The following is a 17915-nucleotide window of genomic DNA, read 5'->3' as shown; positions in this document are numbered from 1 at the left end:
TATGGAAATTACTATGATGTCTGAGTCTGTTTTAAAAACTGCCGCATTTGATCCTAAAATAAAGTCTTACTGGTTAGTGTTTGCACTATGCATAAGTACAATCAGTATTGTCAGCATCCCTTTAATTCCCATTATTGTGTTGATTGTTTGGCTTGTCAGTGGTCGCATTTTAGCGGCTATGTCGGCTGAACTTTTAGAACGTAAGCTGGTGGTAAAGCGTGGCGTATTTTTTAAAGTAGAAAAATCGATTCCGCTAGAAAAAATAACCGATGTTGGATTAAGCCAAGGCCCGCTAATGCGCTTATTTGGTTTGTACCGCTTGAGCTTTGAAACGGCGGGGCAATCTGGACAAGGGGCATTAGTATCGTTATTGGGTGTGGTTGATGCTAGTGAATTTCGTGAAGCGATTTTAACGCAAAAAGATAACCTAACGTCTTCACAACCGAGCACTGTACAAAATAGTGAGCCAGATAGTCAGTTAGAATTACTGCGCGCATTAACTTATAGCGTAAAAAATATTGAGCAAATGATGGTTACACTACTGGACGAAAAAAAGTAAATACTTCAATCGCTAAGTGGTATAAGTAGACAAATAAAAGCTGAAAACATCCTACACTCCCAGCCTTAACTGCCATACGAACGCAGGGGTATCAATACAATTTGAGCCCCTTACCTGATCGTTATCGGCCCCGTATCGTATAAATATTAAACATGTATTTTAATCAGCTAAGCACCAAATAAACAGACAGGTAATTATTTTTCTTACAGCTTGTTGCGTGCCTAACGTTTCAGCCGTTTAAATACCCGACAAACGCCTTAGGGCTGTTAGTGTTGGTTTGTGTTTTAATGGTGTCATAGCTACATTGTAAATAGGCGTCGTTTGTTTAGAGGTGTCGAACTAATATGCATTATAGATTATTTTTGATACTCAGTATTGCCGGTATAATCAGTGGTTGTGGCGGAGGAGGCGGTAACAGCGAAAGCGAAGTTGCACCTGTTGTCACGCAAAATAAACCCCCTTCCATTTCTGTTGCCAACGCTCCTAGTGAGGTTGCTAAAGGGCAATCGCTTGCATTAACTGCAACAGCCAGTGATGAAGATGGTAGCATTGCAAGTGTTATATGGCAGCAAACAGCAGGGCAAGTAGTGCTTGCTGAGCCTACCAATGCTAACTCAATAACACTTGATCTTGCCCCAGCGTCTAGCTTTACGCCAAAAGAGTATGTTTTTACGGTGACTGCAACGGATAATCAGGGGGCAGCTGTAACCCAAAGTATCCGCTTCACCGCGTTTAATCGCATGGACCAATTTGCCAGTTCGCGATTATTGCACCAAGGCAGTATGGGACCAACACTCAATGAAATACGTCAAGCACAAGGGCTAAGTGAGCAGCAGTGGCTTGATCAGCAAATTGCCTTACCAATCGGATATCACCGCAATTACTTAACAAAAAGTCCAGGTGAAGATGAGTTTGGCTACATCAATCGTGTGGACGCTTGGTGGAAGGCGGTCATGCGAAGTGATGACCAACTTAGGCAGCGAGTAGCATTTGCATTGAGTGAAATTCTGGTGGTATCTGATGCTAATAATGGTTTGCGCTCAGAGCCAGAAGCAATGGTTGGCTACTATGATTTACTCCTTGAACATGCATTTGGTAATTACAGGGACTTGCTTGAAGCGGTGACACTTTCTCCTGTAATGGGAACGTATTTAAGTCATTTAGGCAATGAAAAAGCGGATGAAACACTTAACATTCGCCCTGATGAAAACTACGCTCGCGAGGTAATGCAGCTATTCACTATCGGGTTAGATCAGCTAAACCTTAATGGCACGTTAAAACTCGATGCCCAAGGCAATAGCATTGCTACTTACTCTCAAGAAGAGATAGAAGGTTTTGCTCGGGTGTTTACCGGTTGGACATACGCCGATAATGAAACATTTAAGCGCAAAAATCGCAATTACATTAAGCCTATGAAGGCCTTTGCAGAGTACCATTCAAATAAGCAAAAGGTGTTGTTAAACGGCCAAGTTATCCCGCAAGGGTATGGACCTCAAGAATCGCTTGATATCGCACTCGATAACTTATTTAACCACCCTAATGTTGCCCCGTTCATTACTAAGCAACTTATTCAGCGTTTGATAACCTCTAATCCAACATCGCAATATGTTGAACGCGTTGCTAGCGTATTTAATGATAATGGTCAGGGGGTAAGAGGTGATTTAGCAGCCGTTGTAAAAGCCATTTATTTAGATGATGAAGCGCGCCATTTTGGTGCTGTTTTAAACTATCAAGGTAAGATTAAAGAACCAATACTTAAAGTAGTACAGTTTTGGCGCAACCTTGATGCAAGATCATTAGATGACGAGTACAGAACGTGGGATATCTTTGACAAGTTAGGCCAAGGTCCAATGCGCTCACCTTCGGTATTTAACTTTTTTAGGCCTGATTATCAACCGGCTCAATTACGTGCTGATGGTTTGCAAGCCCCAGAGCTGCAGATTGCAGGTGATGCAACATTAATTGGTACCATGAACGAGCACTACTCTGAGCTAGTGTGGAGTGTCGCAGAGAGGCAAACAGAGTTAAAGTCGAGTAGCATTTATGTTTACCTTCAAAACGATATGAACATACTACAAAGCAATGGCATTGAGGCATTACTAGATCAGTACAATGTTGTGTATTACGCTGGCTCTATGAGTGACCATACACGCCAAGCTTTACGGGATTTAGACGCTTATTTTGATGATGACCAGTACCCAGAAAGAGTATCGTACTTACTGTATATGATTGCCATTTCACCTGAATTTAACCTGCAGTATTAGGAGAAATATAATGAGCTTAAATAGACGACAATTTTTATCATTATGTTTAAAAGGTGGAGTATCAGCAGCCGCGTTGACAAGTTTGCAGTTACAAGCGCTCACCGGCTCAATAAATACAGCACAATTAACTGACTACAAAGCGTTGGTGTGTGTGTTTTTATATGGCGGTAATGATTCACTGAATATGCTCGTTCCATTAGAAGGTGAGCAACGTGTACTGTACGAACAAAGCCGACAAAACCTTGCGGTAGCTTCACCTGTGGCATTAAATACCCCAACAAATTTTGCCGGTGGGGTGGGGTTACACCCTTCTTTAAGTGCAATAAAGAATGTATTTGATTCTGCCAATTTAGCGTTTGTTGGCGGTGTTGGTACTTTGCTTACACCAACCACTTACAATGACTACAAAAATAAAACTACCGCACTACCTAAGCATTTATTCTCACACAATGATCAACAAGCATCATGGATGTATGGACGCGAAAAACAGTCATTAAACAGTGGATGGGGAGCACGCTTGTTAGAGCGTTTAGGGCAGCAAGACCAGTTTGCCGCAAATATCTCATTGGATGGAACTAACCTTTGGCAAACGGGCGATCAAACAAAAGCATTTGCATTGAACAAAAGCGGTATCAGTAAAATTAATGCTTTTGGTGGTTATCAGCCTCGCTCAGAGCATGTGACAAGTATTATGAATCGTTTGATGGGTAATACTCAGCACCCTCTGACGACTGCATATGCAAACAGCTTTAATTCAGCGATTAATAATACCCAAACAATGAACGCAGCGCTGGAATCGGGCGTTGAATTTTCAACTGTGTTCAGTGAAACATCTTTATCAGAGCAGCTAGCAGCGGTTGCCAAAGCAATTAGTGTTCAATCAAGGTTGAGTACACAAAGACAGGTGTTTTTTGTTTCTATGGGTGGCTTTGATACCCATGATGATCAGTTAGAGACCCATCCACTATTACTTAACACACTCGCTCAAGGGCTGGCTGAGTTTGATAGTGCAATGAAAGAGCTGAATATGGCTGATAATGTAACAACATTTACCATGTCTGACTTTGGCCGTACTTTAACGTCAAATGGAGATGGTACTGATCATGGCTGGGCAGGTAATCAAATTGTGATGGGCGGTGCAGTCAAAGGCGGGGATATTTACGGTGAGTTACTTACTCAGCATTTAGATGGTCCGCAAGATGTTGGCTCAGGGCGCTTAATTCCAAGTGTTGCAAATGAGCAATACTTCGCTACTTTAGCTAAGTGGTTTGGTGTACCAAGTTCTGAGCTTGTCGATATATTTCCAAACTTAAGTAATTTTAACAATCCAACATTAGCGTTTTTATAAAGGAATCATGTTAAATCGGCGAACCTTTTGTTCGCCGATTTCATCATTTGCGCTATTAAAATACTTGGCAGATAGTATCCGCTTTACAGGTAATAACCGTCACGTTTTCGTAACCAACACGCGTGAGTGCTTCAGCACTGAGTGTTGCACGTGCGCCGCTAGCACAATGCAAATAAATAGGGCGTGCAGGGTCTTTTTCTATCTCCATTAACTTCATTTCCAGTAAACCACGTGGGATGTTGATTGCACCCGTTGCTGCCTTTGTAGCATGTTCGGCAGGCTCGCGAACATCAATTAATAAGCCGTGGTTTTGCTCAAGCTCTTGCTTTGCTTGTTCTGCTTCGATACGACGTTGGCTGGGTGTAATTATTTTCATTAAATCAGGGATAGATGTAAGCATGTTATTCCTCAAAACCAAGTTTTTTTAAGATAGTGATCATTGGGCACCATTTGCTAAATGCTGACTGAATTAAGTTTAGGGCAATAAATACAGTAAACCAAATCCATAATGGATCGTGGAATTGTTGTAACAACAATGAAATGCCAACCATGATGCCTGCAATAAGGCGGAGTAAGTCGTTTAGTTTCATTTTAACCTCAACACAATGTGAATATGTAATAAATATATTAGAAAAAACTACATTAGTAAATTCTAATATTAGACTTTTCTAATATAACAACCTATACTATTTTGGTACTTTGAATATAAGAGTGAACTTATGACTATCGATTTTGCTGCTATGGCTAACAATGTAGAGCGTGCTGAAAAGCTATTAAAGATATTAGCCAATAAAAACCGTTTAATGATTTTGTGCTCATTACAAGATACAGAGATGAGTGTATCTGCACTTAATGAAGCTGTCCCTTTAGCACAATCAGCCTTATCGCAGCATTTAGCAGCTCTGCGTAAAGCCAACATAGTTGATACGCGTCGAGAGGGGCAAACAATTTATTACCGTGTAGTGGATCAGCATGCGCAAGCGATGTTGGCCACATTATATGGCTTATTTTGTAAGGAATAAGATGATGTCTACGCTTGATAGCGCAGTAAAAAATAGCCTCAATGGCCGTGTTCCTGTGATTATTTTTGTGATGGCTGTATTGCTCGGCATTATGGCGTTACAACAGACCCCACGAGAGGAAGAACCGCAAATTGTGGTTCCCATGCTTGATATATATGTATCGGCTCCGAACGTTGAAGCGCCACAAGTCGCACGGTTAGTCACCCAACCTCTAGAAAAACTGTTAGCACAACTGCGTGGTGTCGAACATATTTACTCAACTACACACAGTAATAGCACCGTTGTTACGCTTCGCTTTGAAGTGGGGCATGATCGCGAGCAAGCCATTTTAGATACATACGCAAAACTTTATAGTTATCAACATACCATGGCATCAATTATTAGTGCATGGCAAGTGAGACCGGTGGAAGTGAACGACGTGCCAATTGTGATGCTTGGCCTATTCAGTAAAGATCCAAAACTCTACAGTGATTTTGAGTTAACCCGTTTTGCGTATGAAATTGCAAACAGCCTTCAGCGTATTGAAAACACCAGTGAAGTAAAAGTTATTGCAGGGCGCACACGCACCTTAACTGTTAACTTAGATGCCAGCGCATTGGCGGCGCATCAAACAACGTTGGCAGATGTATATTATGCCTTAAGCGTATCAAACCAGCTCACGCACGTTGGCAGTGTTGTCGATGTCGCGCAGCAAATAACGCTACAGGCCGGAGATGTACTTCGGTCAAAAACCGCAATAGAACAGTTAGTGGTTAATGTCATTAATGGCAAAACGGTTTATTTAAGCGATGTGGCTCATGTCCTTGATGGGCCAAGTGAGCCTGATAACTATCAGTGGTTAGCAAAATCTAATGACAATCAAGATCAGCCATTAGTGACCCTCAGTATTGCCAAAAAAGCAGGCACCAACGCTGTTGCAGTTGCTAACGACGTGCATCAGATGATGACTGAGCTTAAAGCCGACTTTTTACCCCCTGAAATAGACTACACCACACTGCGGGATTACGGCCAAACGGCAGATGAAAAAGTGAATAACTTAGTGTCAAGCTTGGTGTTTGCTGTATTTACAGTGGTTATTTTTGTTGGGGTATTTTTAGGCTGGCGCCCCGCGATAGTGGTGGGTCTTGCGGTGCCTATTTGTTATGGCATTACCCTGAGTTTAGATTTTGCTTTTGGCTACACCATTAATAGGGTGACACTTTTTGCATTGATTTTATCCCTGGGTTTGCTGGTGGATGACCCTATAACGGGCATCGACAATATCAGTCGTTTTTTACAAAAAAAGGGCAATAAAAAGCAACAAATCGTAGCCGCGATGAGTGAAATACGCGGTGCACTGTTAATGTCTACCTTGACCATTATGGTGGCATTTATACCACTGGCTTATATCACTGGCATGATGGGGCCTTATATGGCACCAATGGCATTCAATGTTCCGTTAAGTGTGGCGGTTTCTACCATAGTCGCGTTTTTTGTTACCCCATGGCTTGCCATGAAATTATTAAAAGAGACGGGGGCTGAACCGCCTGTAGCGGTGATACAAAAAGCGGGTATTTATGAGCGTATGCTAACACCATTGTTAGCATCAAAAAGCAGAGCAAAGTTCGTTCTATGGATAACCTTAGCCCTTTTTGTCATCAGTGCTTTATTGCCAGTGATGCGCGCGGTTCCGCTGAAGCTATTACCCTTTGATAATAAAAATGAAGTGCAAGTTCTGATTGATATGCCAGAGGGAACAAGCTTAGAGCAAACAGCCCTTGTTACCCGAAAAGTGCAGGCTGTAACGTGGCAACTAAACGAGGTGAGCGAAATAGCCGCTTATGTTGGTCAGCCATCAAGTATGGACTTTAATGGCATGGTGCGCGGGTATTACCGTCGTGAAGCTTCACATCTGGCCGAGTTAAGAGTGCTGTTATTAGATAAAGCAGAGCGAGAGCAACAATCGCATGGCATAGTCATGCGTTTGCGTAAACAACTTGCACCTCTCGCTGTTAACGGTATTGTCATTAAGGTCGTAGAAGTGCCGCCGGGGCCACCTGTTTTAAGCACCCTTGTCGCTGAAGTATACCGTGACGCATTTGTTGATACTGCGACTTTCCATCAAGCCGCACGCAATGTTGCAGAGCGCTTGAGGCAAGAGCCACACGTTGTGGAAGTGGATACCAGTATTGCCGCGCCAGCTCCTTTACAACGCTTTATTAGCGATAAAACAAAAGCGGCACTATCAGGTGTGTCAACCGACGACATTGCCAATACACTGTCTATCGCCTCTGCGGGTAAGCGTGTGGGTGTTATGTACGTCAGTGGTGAAACGCAACCAATTGACATTAAAATGCAGTTGCCGTATCAGCAGCGAAATCAGTTAGCAACGCTGCTTGCTATGCAAGTACGTGGTGATCGTGAACTGGCAAAAACCATGGATGAATATGGATTATCGAGCGCACCTCGTCCGCTAGTGTCCTTGTCAGAGCTCGGTGAGTTTTCATCATTAAACGTAGCTAAACCTATTATGCGCAAAGACCAACGCGATGTCGTTTATGTCATGGCTGAGCTAAATGGCCGCACACCAGCAGAAATTATTGCCGATGTAAGTGCTGATTTAAATGCAAGTAGTAATGAGTTTACTCAAACAGATTGGTTAAGTAGGCACTTTTTCAATAACGGTGGCACCGCAGCTTGGCAACTACCCGAAGGTACACACGTTACGTTTAGTGGTGAAGGGGAATGGCGAATCACGATTGATGTATTTCGTGATATGGGAATTGCATTTGCATTCGCTTTAACCGCGATCTTTATTATTTTGCGCATTCAAACACAATCAGCAAGCTTATCGTTGATCATCATGTCGGCGATTCCTTTAACGGTGATAGGTATAATGCCTGGCTTTTGGCTGCTTAATCAGTTTGGTGAGCGAAGCATTGCAGGTGCTCCAGAACCGGTTTTATTCACCGCAACAGCCATGATAGGCATGATCGCATTAGCCGGGATTGTTATACGTAACTCGCTTATTCTCGTTGAGTTTATCAATCAATCCAGAGCGCACGGCATGGTAATTAAAGATGCTTTAATTGCCGCTGGAACAACACGCTTGCGCCCAGTGCTACTGACAGCAGGCACCACTTTACTTGGCAACTTAGTGATCACCCTCGACCCCGTTTTTAGTGGCTTAGCGATTGCCATAATCTTTGGCATTGTGGCATCGACTGTCTTTTCACTATTTGTCGTGCCGTTAGTTTATTTTTTAGTTTTTTCAAACACACAAGCAACTGAGGATGATGCTCATGCAAGGTAAATCAAAACTGTTTGGCTCAATCATCGCGTTGGTGGTGATTATTGGTTCAGTACTTTATATGGCTGGGAGTTTTTCAGATAAGCAGGCTGCTGGAAATAAAGTGATCCCCGCATCTGATTACGCAGGCCGAGTGATTGTGGTTAATACTTCAGCCATTGCACGTAACGAGTTGGTGCCAGGCAGTGTGATTTCAAAACAAAATACACAAATTTCATCACGAGTTATGGCGCAGGTAGAGCGTTTAAATGTACGAGCAGGTGATAGTGTAACTCGAGGTGACGTACTTATCAGTTTGGAACAAAATGACTTTAAAGCACAATTGGCACAAAGTGGTGCGCAAATAAAGGCGATTCAAGCGCAGCTAACACAAGCTGAGAAACAGCTTAAACGCATCAGTGATTTATATTCACAAGGCTTAGTCTCGGTCAGTGATCTTGATGATGCAAAAGCCAAGTTCGATAATGCAACAGCTAATTTAGCGATTGCGCAGCAGCAACAAACGCAAGCTCAAGTAGCCCTTGAGTTTACCCGTATTAAAGCGCCAATTTCGGGTGTTGTGGTCGAGCGGTTAGTCGAACCCGGTGACACAGCCACTCCGGGGAAACCACTACTTGCCTTGTATAATCCCCAGCAACTTCAACTTGAATTTAATGTTCGTGAACGCCAAGCAGTTAAGCTGCGATTAGGGCAAATGCTGCAAGTCAGTTTACCCACATTAAATATAAGCACTGAAGCAATAGTGACTGAAATTGTGCCAGTAGCAGACAGCGCCGCACGCAGTTTATTAATTCGTTTGGATATAGAGTCAGACAGCACGTTGATGCCTGGATTATACGCGCAGTTACAATTGCCATTACACGCACAACAAGGTGTGATGGTTGCAACTGATTGGGTGCATGAGTTTGGCCAATTAAATATGGTGTATGTGATTAATAATAATGTTGTTGAACGTCGCTTTGTGCGCTTAGGCGAGGTGCAGGGTACAAACGTGCATGTTGTCGCGGGGCTAAACCCCGGCGACAAACTTGCGGCTGATTATAAGCCGACTCTTTTTAAATAAAGGTGGCTATTTCGTCGAGTGATTTTTTCACCAGCGCATGATTTGGTACGGTTGCTTCATCACTGGGGTAACCAGCCACTAAAAGCATATAAGGGCGTTCATTGTCTTTGTCTCTGCCACAAATATCGGTTAAAAAACTCATTGGCTTAGGGGTGTGCGTTAGCGTTGCAAGGCCTGCTCGGTGTAGCGCTTGAATTAAAAAGCCTGTCGCGAGCCCCACTGATTCATGCACATAATAATTGGTGTTTTTGTCATCGGTGCTTAACCCACCTTTCTTTTGACTAAATACAGCAATTAACCAAGGGGCATGCTCTAGATAAGGTTTACTGGCATCAGTACCTAATGGTTTAAGAGCATCAAGCCACTCTTCGCCCGCGCGTCCTTCATAAAAAGAGCGCTCTAATTTTTCTGCGGCCTCTCTAATCTGTTTTTTAACGTCACTAGAATGAATCGCGACAAAATGCCACGGCTGATGATTCGCTCCACTTGGGGCGGTCCCTGCGGCTTTGATACAGGTTTCTATAATCTCTTTTGGTACAGGCCGATCGCTAAAGTTACGAATACTGTGACGACGCTGGCTAGTGGTTAAAAACTCCTTTGCGCGTTCAAGCATAATTTCTTGTGGGTATTCATTAAAGTCATTAAGAGGTTGTTTGTCGTGTTGCTGCATGGCTTTTCGCTTCTTATTTTTAGAGTGTTTGGCTTTTATACCGAGAGGCTTACTTCTAATCAAGTGTTATTAGAGTGAATTTCCGTTTATTTATTTTTACAAAGTTAACTAGTTAATAACTTATGTTCCCATTTTTATTGTGCTATAAAGCAGTACAAAAATAATACTTACAATTCAAGGAAGTAAAAATGCTATCAATAAAAGGGTTATCAAAAACCTATGACAACGGTGTACACGCTCTACAAGGTGTCGACCTAAATATTCCTAAAGGGATGTTTGGTTTACTTGGGCCAAATGGTGCGGGTAAATCTTCATTGATGCGTACAATTGCAACACTGCAATCAGCAGATAGCGGTAGTATAGAGTTTGACGGGGTTGATGTTTTATCACAGCCAAAAAGTTTACGTGAGCGTTTAGGTTATTTACCACAAGATTTTGGTGTATACCAACGCGTAAGTGCTTATGACTTACTTGATCATATGGCTATTTTAAAAGGCTTAAACAACAAAGCTGAGCGTAAAGAGGCCGTTGAAGGGTTGCTCGCGCAAACTAATTTATACGACCACAGAAAAAATGCGGTGAGTGGTTTTTCGGGCGGGATGCGTCAGCGTTTTGGTATTGCACAAGCTTTATTAGGCGACCCTGATTTACTGATTGTAGATGAGCCAACGGCAGGGCTTGATCCTGAAGAGCGCAATCGTTTTCATAATTTATTAGTTGGTTTAGGTGAAAGTAAAGTAGTGATCTTATCAACCCACATAGTTGAAGATGTATCTGAGCTTTGCCCAAATATGGCTGTGTTAGCAAGTGGACAAATTTTGCTAGAAGGCAATCCAATTGAGCTGACTAATACGCTACAGGGCAAAATATGGCACAAGGCGATGAGTCAGGCCGAAGCTGTCGAACTCGAAAAGTCATTACCTGTGATCGCAAAACGTTTATTTGCAGGCAAAACATTACTCAGCGTATTTGCTGACGACGCCCCGCAAGGTTTTGAAGCAAAGCCCGCTGATTTAGAAGATGTCTATTTTTCAACATTGCATAAACATCGCAATAAAGCAGCATAAGGATACTGATCATGTTGTTTAAAATGTTGCAATTTGAGCTGCGCTATTTTATGCGTCAGCCTTCTTTCTATATAACGTCTCTTATTTTGTTTTTCCTTACTTTTATGGCGTCTGTTTCTGACACTGTGCAAATAGGTGGAAGCAGTAATGTAAATGTAAATTCTCCTTACGCAATTTTGCAAGTCATTGCGATTATGTCTGTATTTGCTATTTTTTTAGTGGTTAATTTTGTCGGTAGCTCCGCTATTCGTGATGACGTGAGTAAACTCAACGAATTAGTTTTGAGTAAGCCACTAAACATCGCCCAGTATAGAGCGGGCAGATTTATCGGGGCTTATTTGGTCACTCTATTGGTATTTTCAACTACTATGTTGGGAGTGTGGATTGGCAGTGGTTTTGGTAGTTTAATGGGCTGGTTAGATAGTGAAATGGTTGGTGAAAATAAACTAAGCTATTATTTAGTACCTTTCTTTTATATTGCTGTTCCTTCTTTATTTGTTATCTCTTCATTAATCAATGCTGTAGCAATGCGCTTTCGCAGCATGGTGGCACTGTATCTAGTCGCCGTTGCCTTACTTATTAGTTATTTGGTTGGATCGAATATCTTCTCTGATATTCAATATCGCGAAATCTCAGCTTATTTAGATATGTTTGCTCTGTCTGCTATGGGAATCCAAATGGAATATTGGACAATAGCTGATCGCAACGTGATGCAAATTACGTTAACTGATCAGCTATTACACAATAGATTAATTTGGGTCGGTGTTGCTTTGGTGGCATTAGCAACCACAGTGCTAAATACATCCCACCACTTAATGCAAAAGCAAAAAGTGAAAGGCAGGGCCAATAAAGATAGTAATACTAATTCTGCAACTGCTCTTGGTTTTAATATAAAGGCAAAGGCGACGGGAAGTAATGCATGGTCGCAGTTTTTAACGCGGACTGTTTTTGAGGTCAAACAAGTTATAAAAAGCTATTCGTTTGGTATTTTGCTTATTTTATCTTTAGCGACATTAATTCCTGCGTTAGTAGGTTCAATGGGTGCATACGGAACTGATGTTTGGCCAGTTACTTTTAGAATGGTTGAGCTAATTCAAGAAAGCTTTAGCGTATTGATGATTATTGTACTGGTTTATTATTGCGGTGAACTTGTATGGCACGATCGTGAATCACGTGTGGCAGACATTGTTGATGCTTACCCTGTTGTAAATTGGGTGTTCTGGGGCTCTAAATATGTAGCTCTGAGTGCTGTTTTATTATTGTTATGTGCATTTGGCTCTTTGGTGACACTGTTTTATCAAATGATTATGGGTATGGAGAACTTTGATATTGCACAATATGTAATCAGGCTTGGTTATTTATTTGTACTCATGCTTATTTTTCAAGGCGGCTTTGCTTTTTTATTACAAGTAATTAGCCCTAATAAATACGTCGGTATGGGGTTATATGTACTGTACTTTATTACTACTCAGGTTATGAGTAACTATGGCTTTGAGCATAAAATGTTTAAAATAGGTGCCACTCCATATGCGCCTTATTCAGATATTAATGGATACGGCCACTTTTTAACGGCAGTGCATTGGTATAACTTATACTGGTTTGGCTTTAGTGTGATCATTGCCGCACTTAGCTATGCACTTTGGCCGCGTGGGGCTGGGCAGGGTTTAAAAGCACGCGTAAAGCTAATTGGCTATCAGCTAGGTAACTCAGGTAAAGTGATTATAGTGTGCGGTGCACTTATTTTTGTAGGCGCAGGCAGTTATATTTACTACAACACAACAGTGATTAACCCATTTATTACTAGTGATCAGCGTGAAGACTTGAAAGAGCAATATGAACGTGAGTTTGGTCAATTTGCCGATGCGGCTGTCCCTATACCAACAGATGTTGTTGTTACTGCAGATATCTACCCTCAAGAGCGACGTATTAATGCAAGCGTAGTTATGCAAGTAGAAAACAAATCGCAGCAACCGATTACAGGTGTATTAGTCAATAAGCCTAATCATACTCATAACTGGAGTGTTGAGGTAGATGGTGCGCAACTGGGCGAGTTAAATGAGCAGCATCGTCATGCATGGTTAGAGTTTACAGAGCCAATGCAACCAAATGAAAGCCGTGAAATTGTAATGAGCGTAGAGCGCTATACTAAAGGTTTCGTAGATAGAGGTAGTGATGAACAACTTTTATATAACGGTACATTTATAGATAACACTGCACTGTTTCCAACCTTTGGTTATTCCTTTGGTAAACAATTGCAAGATAAAAATGAGCGTCGTCAAAGAGGTTTACCAGAGTTAAAACGCGGCAATAAAATTGAAGAAACGCAATACCATGCTCAGCCTTTATTTGCGGATAATTATGTTAGCTTTGCTGCCACAATTACTACCGATGAGTCGCAAGTTGCGATGGTTCCAGGTTACTTGCAATCACAAAGTACTAAAGATGGCCGTACTACGTTTGTATACGAAATGGATGCACCTATGTTACATTTTTACACCTTGCTCTCTATGGAGCTTGAGGTGAAAAAAGAGCAGCACAATGGTGTAAATATTGAGGTGTATCATCACAAAGATCATGCTTGGAACGTAGATTCGATGATTCAATCTACTAAAGATTCTTTAGATTATTTTTCCAAAGAGTTTAGTCCCTATCAGCATAAGCAAATGCGTATTATAGAGTATCCTCGCTATCGTGGTTTTGCGCAGAGTTTTGCTAATACAGTCCCATTCTCTGAAAATTTGGGATTTATTACCGATATACGCGATCCTGATAACATTAATCTTCCTTACTACGTTACCGCCCATGAATTAGCACACCAGTGGTGGGCACATCAGGTGATTGGTGCGAACGTTGAGGGGTCGAATATATTATCTGAAATGCTCTCTCAATATGCAGCAATTATGGTGATGAAAGAGAGATACGGTGAAAACAATCTTCGTAAATTTTTAAAGTATGAGCTCGATCGTTATTTGCTCGGACGAACGACTGAGCCTTATGAGGAGAGGACTCTTGCTCGTACAGTATGGCAGCAATACATCCATTATAACAAAGGGTCTGTAGTTATGATGGCCATCCATGATCTGTTAGGTGAACAACGTTTAAATGCCGTTTTACGAGCGTTTTTACAAGATTACCAATATGCGCAAGAGCGTTACCCTACTACGTTAGACTTTATTGCCTATCTAAAGCAAGGGGCGAGTGAGCAAGAGCAAGCATTCATTGAAGATCAGTTTAATGCCATTACATTGTATGAGTTAAAGCTCAGTGAAGTTGATGTTCAAGAGGCTAAATCTGTTGATGGCGAGCATATCATTACGCTAACAATCTCAGCAGCGAAAAAACATGCTGATGGTGAAGGAAATGAAGAAGATATTCCATTAGCGCAAATGATCGATGTTGCTTTGTTTAGCGCAGATCCAAATGAAATTCAGGAAGGGGATACTGTTATTTACATGCAAAAACACGAGATTAAAACAGGTGAAAATACCATTACATTAAAGGTAAAAGAGTTACCTAAATTTGCTGGTGTTGACCCATTTATCAAATTAATAGACAAGAAAAGCGGAGATAATATCAAAGCACTATAAATACAAAAGGCCTCTTGCGGGGCCTTTTCCTTACTTGCTAAATTTTCTATAAAGTCATCCGCTGTTTTGGCATAACGCTTACCCTTTTGTGGTACTTCATGGTTAAGTGCTCTGCGGCTTCATTATTGGTGTGCTTATCCCCATTACGAATAAATAGGGTATTGCTTTGTGCAATAAGCTTGATGAGGTGGTTAACCTCTTTATCGATTTCACTTGCGTGACTAAATTGGCTACATAATACGAACAAGGTAATGCAAAGCCGATGTAGGTAATGCATATTCTTGAACATTGAGGAGTCTTATTTTTAGTTAACGTAGATACCATTTTAAGATAACCATTACCTGATTAAGTCCATGTAAAAAAGTCTACTATTTGCCTACAAAGTTATAACAGTTTCTTACCTTTTAGTGAACATTTTGAATATACACTTACAGCTCTTAATCAATACATAAAAGGATATAACAATGAGAGCGTTATTAACTTGTTCAGCGTTACTTGTGCTCAGTGCTTGCTCGTCGGTAACAATTCAACCACAGCAAATCACTAAGCTGAGTTCAAAGCCAAGTTACCAAGATAGCCGCCCATTTTTTATGTGGGGGCTAGTCGGTGAAGAGCGTGTTGATGTTAAAAAAGTATGTGGCGATCAAACTGTTGTCCAAATGCAGTCACAACAAACATTTACTGACGGAGCGTTAGAGTTGGTGACTTTAGGTATTTATGCGCCGCATACCATTAAGGTTTGGTGCGCTGAGCATTTTGCTGCAGGAGAAGGAATATGAAAAATCTAAGCTTGTTTACGTTGTGCCTATTGATATTGGTTTTAACCGGATGCACAAATATTCACTTTGATAATGGCGAGTATGATGATTTAGCCAATAACCATAAAAGTGAGCAATGGCATCATAACTTTGCAGCTGCATTATATGAAGGTTCTGACGCGGTTAATTTATCTGAAGTTTGCCCTGACTCGCAGTGGCAAAGTGTACAGACATATAAATCATTTACTAATGGCTTGGCCGAGTTAGTAGTAAACGACTTAGGCCCTATTTGGTACCCTAAAACTGTAGAGGTCAGCTGTGCTAAGGTACCTTATAGCGTGCAATAATTATTCGTAGCGTAGTGCGTCAATAGGGTTTAGCCTTGCAGCTTTAATAGCGGGGGCTAAGCCAAATACAATACCGATTAATGACGTAAAACCAAACGACAACATAATAGCCCAACCAGGTATATAGGCATCAGGCATACTCGGCACCGAGAGCGAAATAAGCGCCGCAGCGCCATAGCCAATCGCCAGACCAATTAACCCACCAAAGAGCGATAACACCACCGCTTCAACTAAAAATTGCAGCATGATAAACCCAGGTGTTGCGCCAAGTGCTTTTAATGTGCCAATAACACGGGTACGTTCGGTAACCGATACCAGCATAATATTCATAACACCGATGCCACCTACGACTAAACTAATACCCACAATACCCGCGGTGATAGCGGTTGCACTGCCAGTGAACTTATCGACATTGGCGCGGGCTTTTTCTGCGGTTTCAAACTCAAAATCGTTCTCTTCACCGTCTTCTAACTTATGTAGTTGACGCAGAATACGGGTAATTTTGGCAAGCACTAACTCTTCGTCACTGCTTTCTTTTAATCTAAACATAATTTGTACGTTGCTGGTACTGCTAGCCCCTTCAAGTGCGCTCATGGTACTGATAGGAATATTAATATAATCGTCTTGATCAAATCCCAGTAAACTGCCTTGCTTTTCAGCCACGCCAATGATTCTAAACCATTCGCCACCCAGTTTTATGTATTCACCTACGGGGTTATCAGGGAGGTTTAATTTTTCGATAATTGAAGGGCCAATAAAGGCAACGCGGCGGCGTTTCTCGTCATCTTCAGCGCGAATAAAACGACCGAGTTCGGGGAATGTGCGGTATGCTTTTTGATAATCTTGTTCGGTGCCCATCACGCGTGATGAATGACTTTTATTACCGTACTCAGCGCCACCAGAAAAACGCCAAGTAAACATAAGTGCAGTAAAAGTTTCCGCTTCTTTTACCCGAGCTTTTAAGGTTAAAAAATCGCTGTAGGTGAGCTTTGCATTTTTCCCCACCATTTCTTGTTCAATGCTGGTAAATGGTTTGATAGAGGTAACATCAGGTGCCATATCAGCAAGCTGATCGTTTATTTGTTTGGTAAAACCCTGCATTACCGCAACCACAGTTATTACTGCAGCTACCCCAATAATAATACCTAAGCATGTTAAAGCGCTGCGCATGGCGTTGGCTTTAATAGCCATGAGTGCCGCTTTAGTGCCTTCCATTATCGCAATGGCAGATTTAAACATGTTGTTTGTCTCCTTCACCTTTGCGCACATCACTAACCACTTTTCCATCTACTAAACGAATTACTCGCTGGCAATGATCGGCAATGTCTTGCTCGTGAGTTACTAAAATAATGGTGTGGCCTTCGTTATGCAGCTCATCAAATAACGCCATGATCTCGGTGGTGGTTTTGCTATCGAGGTTACCGGTAGGTTCATCACCTAATAAAATATGTGGTTTAGTTACTAGTGCACGGGCAATTGCAACCCGCTGGCGTTGGCCACCCGACAACTGACTTGATAGATGATCAACTTTATCACCCAGGCCTACACGCTTGAGAGCTTCAAGTGCTTTTTGTTTACGCTGCTTAGCAGGGATAAAACGATACACCAGCGGTTGCATCACGTTCTCAAGTGCAGAGGCACGTGGCAATAAATTAAAGCTCTGAAAAATAAACCCCACGCTCTCATTGCGCTGATGGGCTAGCTCCGTCTCAGTCATGCTTTTTACGAGTTTATCTTTTAAAAAATAATCGCCACTGGTTGGGGTGTCTAAACAGCCGAGTAAATTCATTAAAGTAGATTTACCTGAGCCGGACGGACCAATGATCGCTACATATTCGTTTTCATCAATAACAACGTTTACATCATCGAGAGCTTTAAATATTTGCTCACCCATTTTGTATTGTTTGTTTATGTGTTCAAGCCTAATAACCGCCGACATTA

Annotated in this window: 16 protein-coding genes; 10 read left to right on the top strand and 6 right to left on the bottom strand. The window is 41.8% G+C overall.

The features are described 5' to 3' along the window. The first annotated feature begins 16 nt into the window (after positions 1-16). The 3 genes from ACHUE3_RS16145 to ACHUE3_RS16135 all read left to right on the top strand — a co-directional run bounded on the left by ACHUE3_RS16145 (position 17) and on the right by ACHUE3_RS16135 (position 4171). Positions 17-559, top strand: a complete 543-nt coding sequence (locus tag ACHUE3_RS16145) for a PH domain-containing protein (RefSeq protein WP_394193486.1) — start codon at positions 17-19, stop codon at positions 557-559. 344 nt (positions 560-903) lie between these two features. Beyond that, a complete protein-coding gene (locus ACHUE3_RS16140; RefSeq protein WP_394193379.1) occupies positions 904-2823 on the top strand; it encodes a DUF1800 domain-containing protein in 1920 nt (639 codons plus the stop codon). 10 nt (positions 2824-2833) lie between these two features. After that, on the top strand, positions 2834-4171 hold the full coding sequence (locus ACHUE3_RS16135) for a DUF1501 domain-containing protein (protein WP_394193378.1): 1338 nt from the start codon (positions 2834-2836) through the stop codon (positions 4169-4171). Positions 4172-4226: 55 nt separating this feature from the next. Here the strand turns inward: ACHUE3_RS16135 and ACHUE3_RS16130 are convergent, their stop codons facing one another. Both ACHUE3_RS16130 and ACHUE3_RS16125 read right to left on the bottom strand, forming a co-directional pair. Beyond that, entirely contained in the window at positions 4227-4571 is a 345-nt protein-coding gene (locus tag ACHUE3_RS16130) for a rhodanese-like domain-containing protein (protein ID WP_394193377.1), read from the bottom strand. A 1-nt stretch (position 4572) separates the two neighbouring features. Further along, on the bottom strand, positions 4573-4761 hold the full coding sequence (locus tag ACHUE3_RS16125; RefSeq protein WP_394193376.1) for a YgaP family membrane protein: 189 nt from the start codon (positions 4759-4761) through the stop codon (positions 4573-4575). Between the two features lie 129 nt (positions 4762-4890). Here ACHUE3_RS16125 and ACHUE3_RS16120 point away from each other — a divergent pair, with 129 nt between their 5' ends. From ACHUE3_RS16120 to ACHUE3_RS16110, 3 genes are read left to right on the top strand one after another with little or no spacing between them, the layout of a single operon-like run. Next, positions 4891-5193, top strand: coding sequence for an ArsR/SmtB family transcription factor (locus tag ACHUE3_RS16120; protein WP_394193375.1), 303 nt, complete (start codon positions 4891-4893; stop codon positions 5191-5193). 4 nt (positions 5194-5197) lie between these two features. Further along, positions 5198-8485 (top strand): efflux RND transporter permease subunit, encoded by a 3288-nt coding sequence (locus ACHUE3_RS16115; RefSeq protein ID WP_394193485.1) that lies wholly within the window; start codon positions 5198-5200, stop codon positions 8483-8485. Further along, a complete protein-coding gene (locus ACHUE3_RS16110) occupies positions 8475-9545 on the top strand; it encodes an efflux RND transporter periplasmic adaptor subunit (RefSeq protein ID WP_394193374.1) in 1071 nt (356 codons plus the stop codon). Before ACHUE3_RS16115 ends, ACHUE3_RS16110 begins: the two co-directional genes overlap by 11 nt. Here the strand turns inward: ACHUE3_RS16110 and ACHUE3_RS16105 are convergent. Next, entirely contained in the window at positions 9538-10215 is a 678-nt protein-coding gene (locus ACHUE3_RS16105; RefSeq protein WP_394193373.1) for a nitroreductase family protein, read from the bottom strand. The two genes, ACHUE3_RS16110 and ACHUE3_RS16105, sit on opposite strands and share 8 nt — an antisense overlap. A 188-nt stretch (positions 10216-10403) precedes the next feature. On the opposite strand from ACHUE3_RS16105, the gene ACHUE3_RS16100 reads away from it, so the two are divergent. Further along, positions 10404-11282 (top strand): ABC transporter ATP-binding protein, encoded by an 879-nt coding sequence (locus ACHUE3_RS16100; protein ID WP_394193372.1) that lies wholly within the window; start codon positions 10404-10406, stop codon positions 11280-11282. An 11-nt stretch (positions 11283-11293) separates the two neighbouring features. Then, entirely contained in the window at positions 11294-14869 is a 3576-nt protein-coding gene (locus ACHUE3_RS16095) for a M1 family aminopeptidase (RefSeq protein WP_394193371.1), read from the top strand. A 46-nt stretch (positions 14870-14915) separates the two neighbouring features. Here ACHUE3_RS16095 and ACHUE3_RS16090 read toward each other — a convergent pair whose 3' ends face one another. Continuing rightward, positions 14916-15158, bottom strand: a complete 243-nt coding sequence (locus ACHUE3_RS16090) for a DUF5329 family protein (protein ID WP_394193370.1) — start codon at positions 15156-15158, stop codon at positions 14916-14918. Positions 15159-15333: 175 nt separating this feature from the next. Here ACHUE3_RS16090 and ACHUE3_RS16085 point away from each other — a divergent pair, with 175 nt between their 5' ends. Continuing rightward, complete coding sequence (locus tag ACHUE3_RS16085; RefSeq protein WP_394193369.1) at positions 15334-15648, top strand: Bor family protein; 315 nt, start codon at positions 15334-15336, stop codon at positions 15646-15648. Beyond that, entirely contained in the window at positions 15645-15974 is a 330-nt protein-coding gene (locus ACHUE3_RS16080) for a Bor/Iss family lipoprotein (RefSeq protein WP_394193368.1), read from the top strand. Before ACHUE3_RS16085 ends, ACHUE3_RS16080 begins: the two co-directional genes overlap by 4 nt. Here the strand turns inward: ACHUE3_RS16080 and ACHUE3_RS16075 are convergent, their stop codons facing one another. Together ACHUE3_RS16075 and ACHUE3_RS16070 are read right to left on the bottom strand one after the other, a co-directional pair. Next, complete coding sequence (locus ACHUE3_RS16075) at positions 15975-17213, bottom strand: ABC transporter permease (RefSeq protein ID WP_394193367.1); 1239 nt, start codon at positions 17211-17213, stop codon at positions 15975-15977. It lies immediately after the preceding gene. Beyond that, complete coding sequence (locus tag ACHUE3_RS16070; protein ID WP_058561371.1) at positions 17206-17913, bottom strand: ABC transporter ATP-binding protein; 708 nt, start codon at positions 17911-17913, stop codon at positions 17206-17208. Before ACHUE3_RS16070 ends, ACHUE3_RS16075 begins: the two co-directional genes overlap by 8 nt. Between the last annotated feature and the right edge of the window lie 2 nt (positions 17914-17915).

Origin of the sequence: Pseudoalteromonas atlantica, from assembly GCF_043641955.1 — a bacterium.
Taxonomy (GTDB): Bacteria; Pseudomonadota; Gammaproteobacteria; order Enterobacterales; family Alteromonadaceae; genus Pseudoalteromonas; species Pseudoalteromonas atlantica_A.
The sequence above is the reverse complement of the archived record's forward strand: the minus strand, read 5'-3'. Positions and strand labels throughout refer to the sequence as shown.

Coding starts and splice junctions, on each gene's coding strand:
- ACHUE3_RS16095 (WP_394193371.1), top strand. CDS start 11,294: ATGTTGTTTAAAATGTTGCAATTTGAGCTGCGCTATTTTATGCGTCAG.
- ACHUE3_RS16070 (WP_058561371.1), bottom strand. CDS start 17,913: ATGTCGGCGGTTATTAGGCTTGAACACATAAACAAACAATACAAAATG.
- ACHUE3_RS16110 (WP_394193374.1), top strand. CDS start 8,475: ATGCAAGGTAAATCAAAACTGTTTGGCTCAATCATCGCGTTGGTGGTG.
- ACHUE3_RS16100 (WP_394193372.1), top strand. CDS start 10,404: ATGCTATCAATAAAAGGGTTATCAAAAACCTATGACAACGGTGTACAC.
- ACHUE3_RS16080 (WP_394193368.1), top strand. CDS start 15,645: ATGAAAAATCTAAGCTTGTTTACGTTGTGCCTATTGATATTGGTTTTA.
- ACHUE3_RS16090 (WP_394193370.1), bottom strand. CDS start 15,158: ATGTTCAAGAATATGCATTACCTACATCGGCTTTGCATTACCTTGTTC.
- ACHUE3_RS16075 (WP_394193367.1), bottom strand. CDS start 17,213: ATGTTTAAATCTGCCATTGCGATAATGGAAGGCACTAAAGCGGCACTC.
- ACHUE3_RS16140 (WP_394193379.1), top strand. CDS start 904: ATGCATTATAGATTATTTTTGATACTCAGTATTGCCGGTATAATCAGT.
- ACHUE3_RS16125 (WP_394193376.1), bottom strand. CDS start 4,761: ATGAAACTAAACGACTTACTCCGCCTTATTGCAGGCATCATGGTTGGC.
- ACHUE3_RS16105 (WP_394193373.1), bottom strand. CDS start 10,215: ATGCAGCAACACGACAAACAACCTCTTAATGACTTTAATGAATACCCA.
- ACHUE3_RS16135 (WP_394193378.1), top strand. CDS start 2,834: ATGAGCTTAAATAGACGACAATTTTTATCATTATGTTTAAAAGGTGGA.
- ACHUE3_RS16120 (WP_394193375.1), top strand. CDS start 4,891: ATGACTATCGATTTTGCTGCTATGGCTAACAATGTAGAGCGTGCTGAA.
- ACHUE3_RS16145 (WP_394193486.1), top strand. CDS start 17: ATGTCTGAGTCTGTTTTAAAAACTGCCGCATTTGATCCTAAAATAAAG.
- ACHUE3_RS16085 (WP_394193369.1), top strand. CDS start 15,334: ATGAGAGCGTTATTAACTTGTTCAGCGTTACTTGTGCTCAGTGCTTGC.
- ACHUE3_RS16130 (WP_394193377.1), bottom strand. CDS start 4,571: ATGCTTACATCTATCCCTGATTTAATGAAAATAATTACACCCAGCCAA.
- ACHUE3_RS16115 (WP_394193485.1), top strand. CDS start 5,198: ATGTCTACGCTTGATAGCGCAGTAAAAAATAGCCTCAATGGCCGTGTT.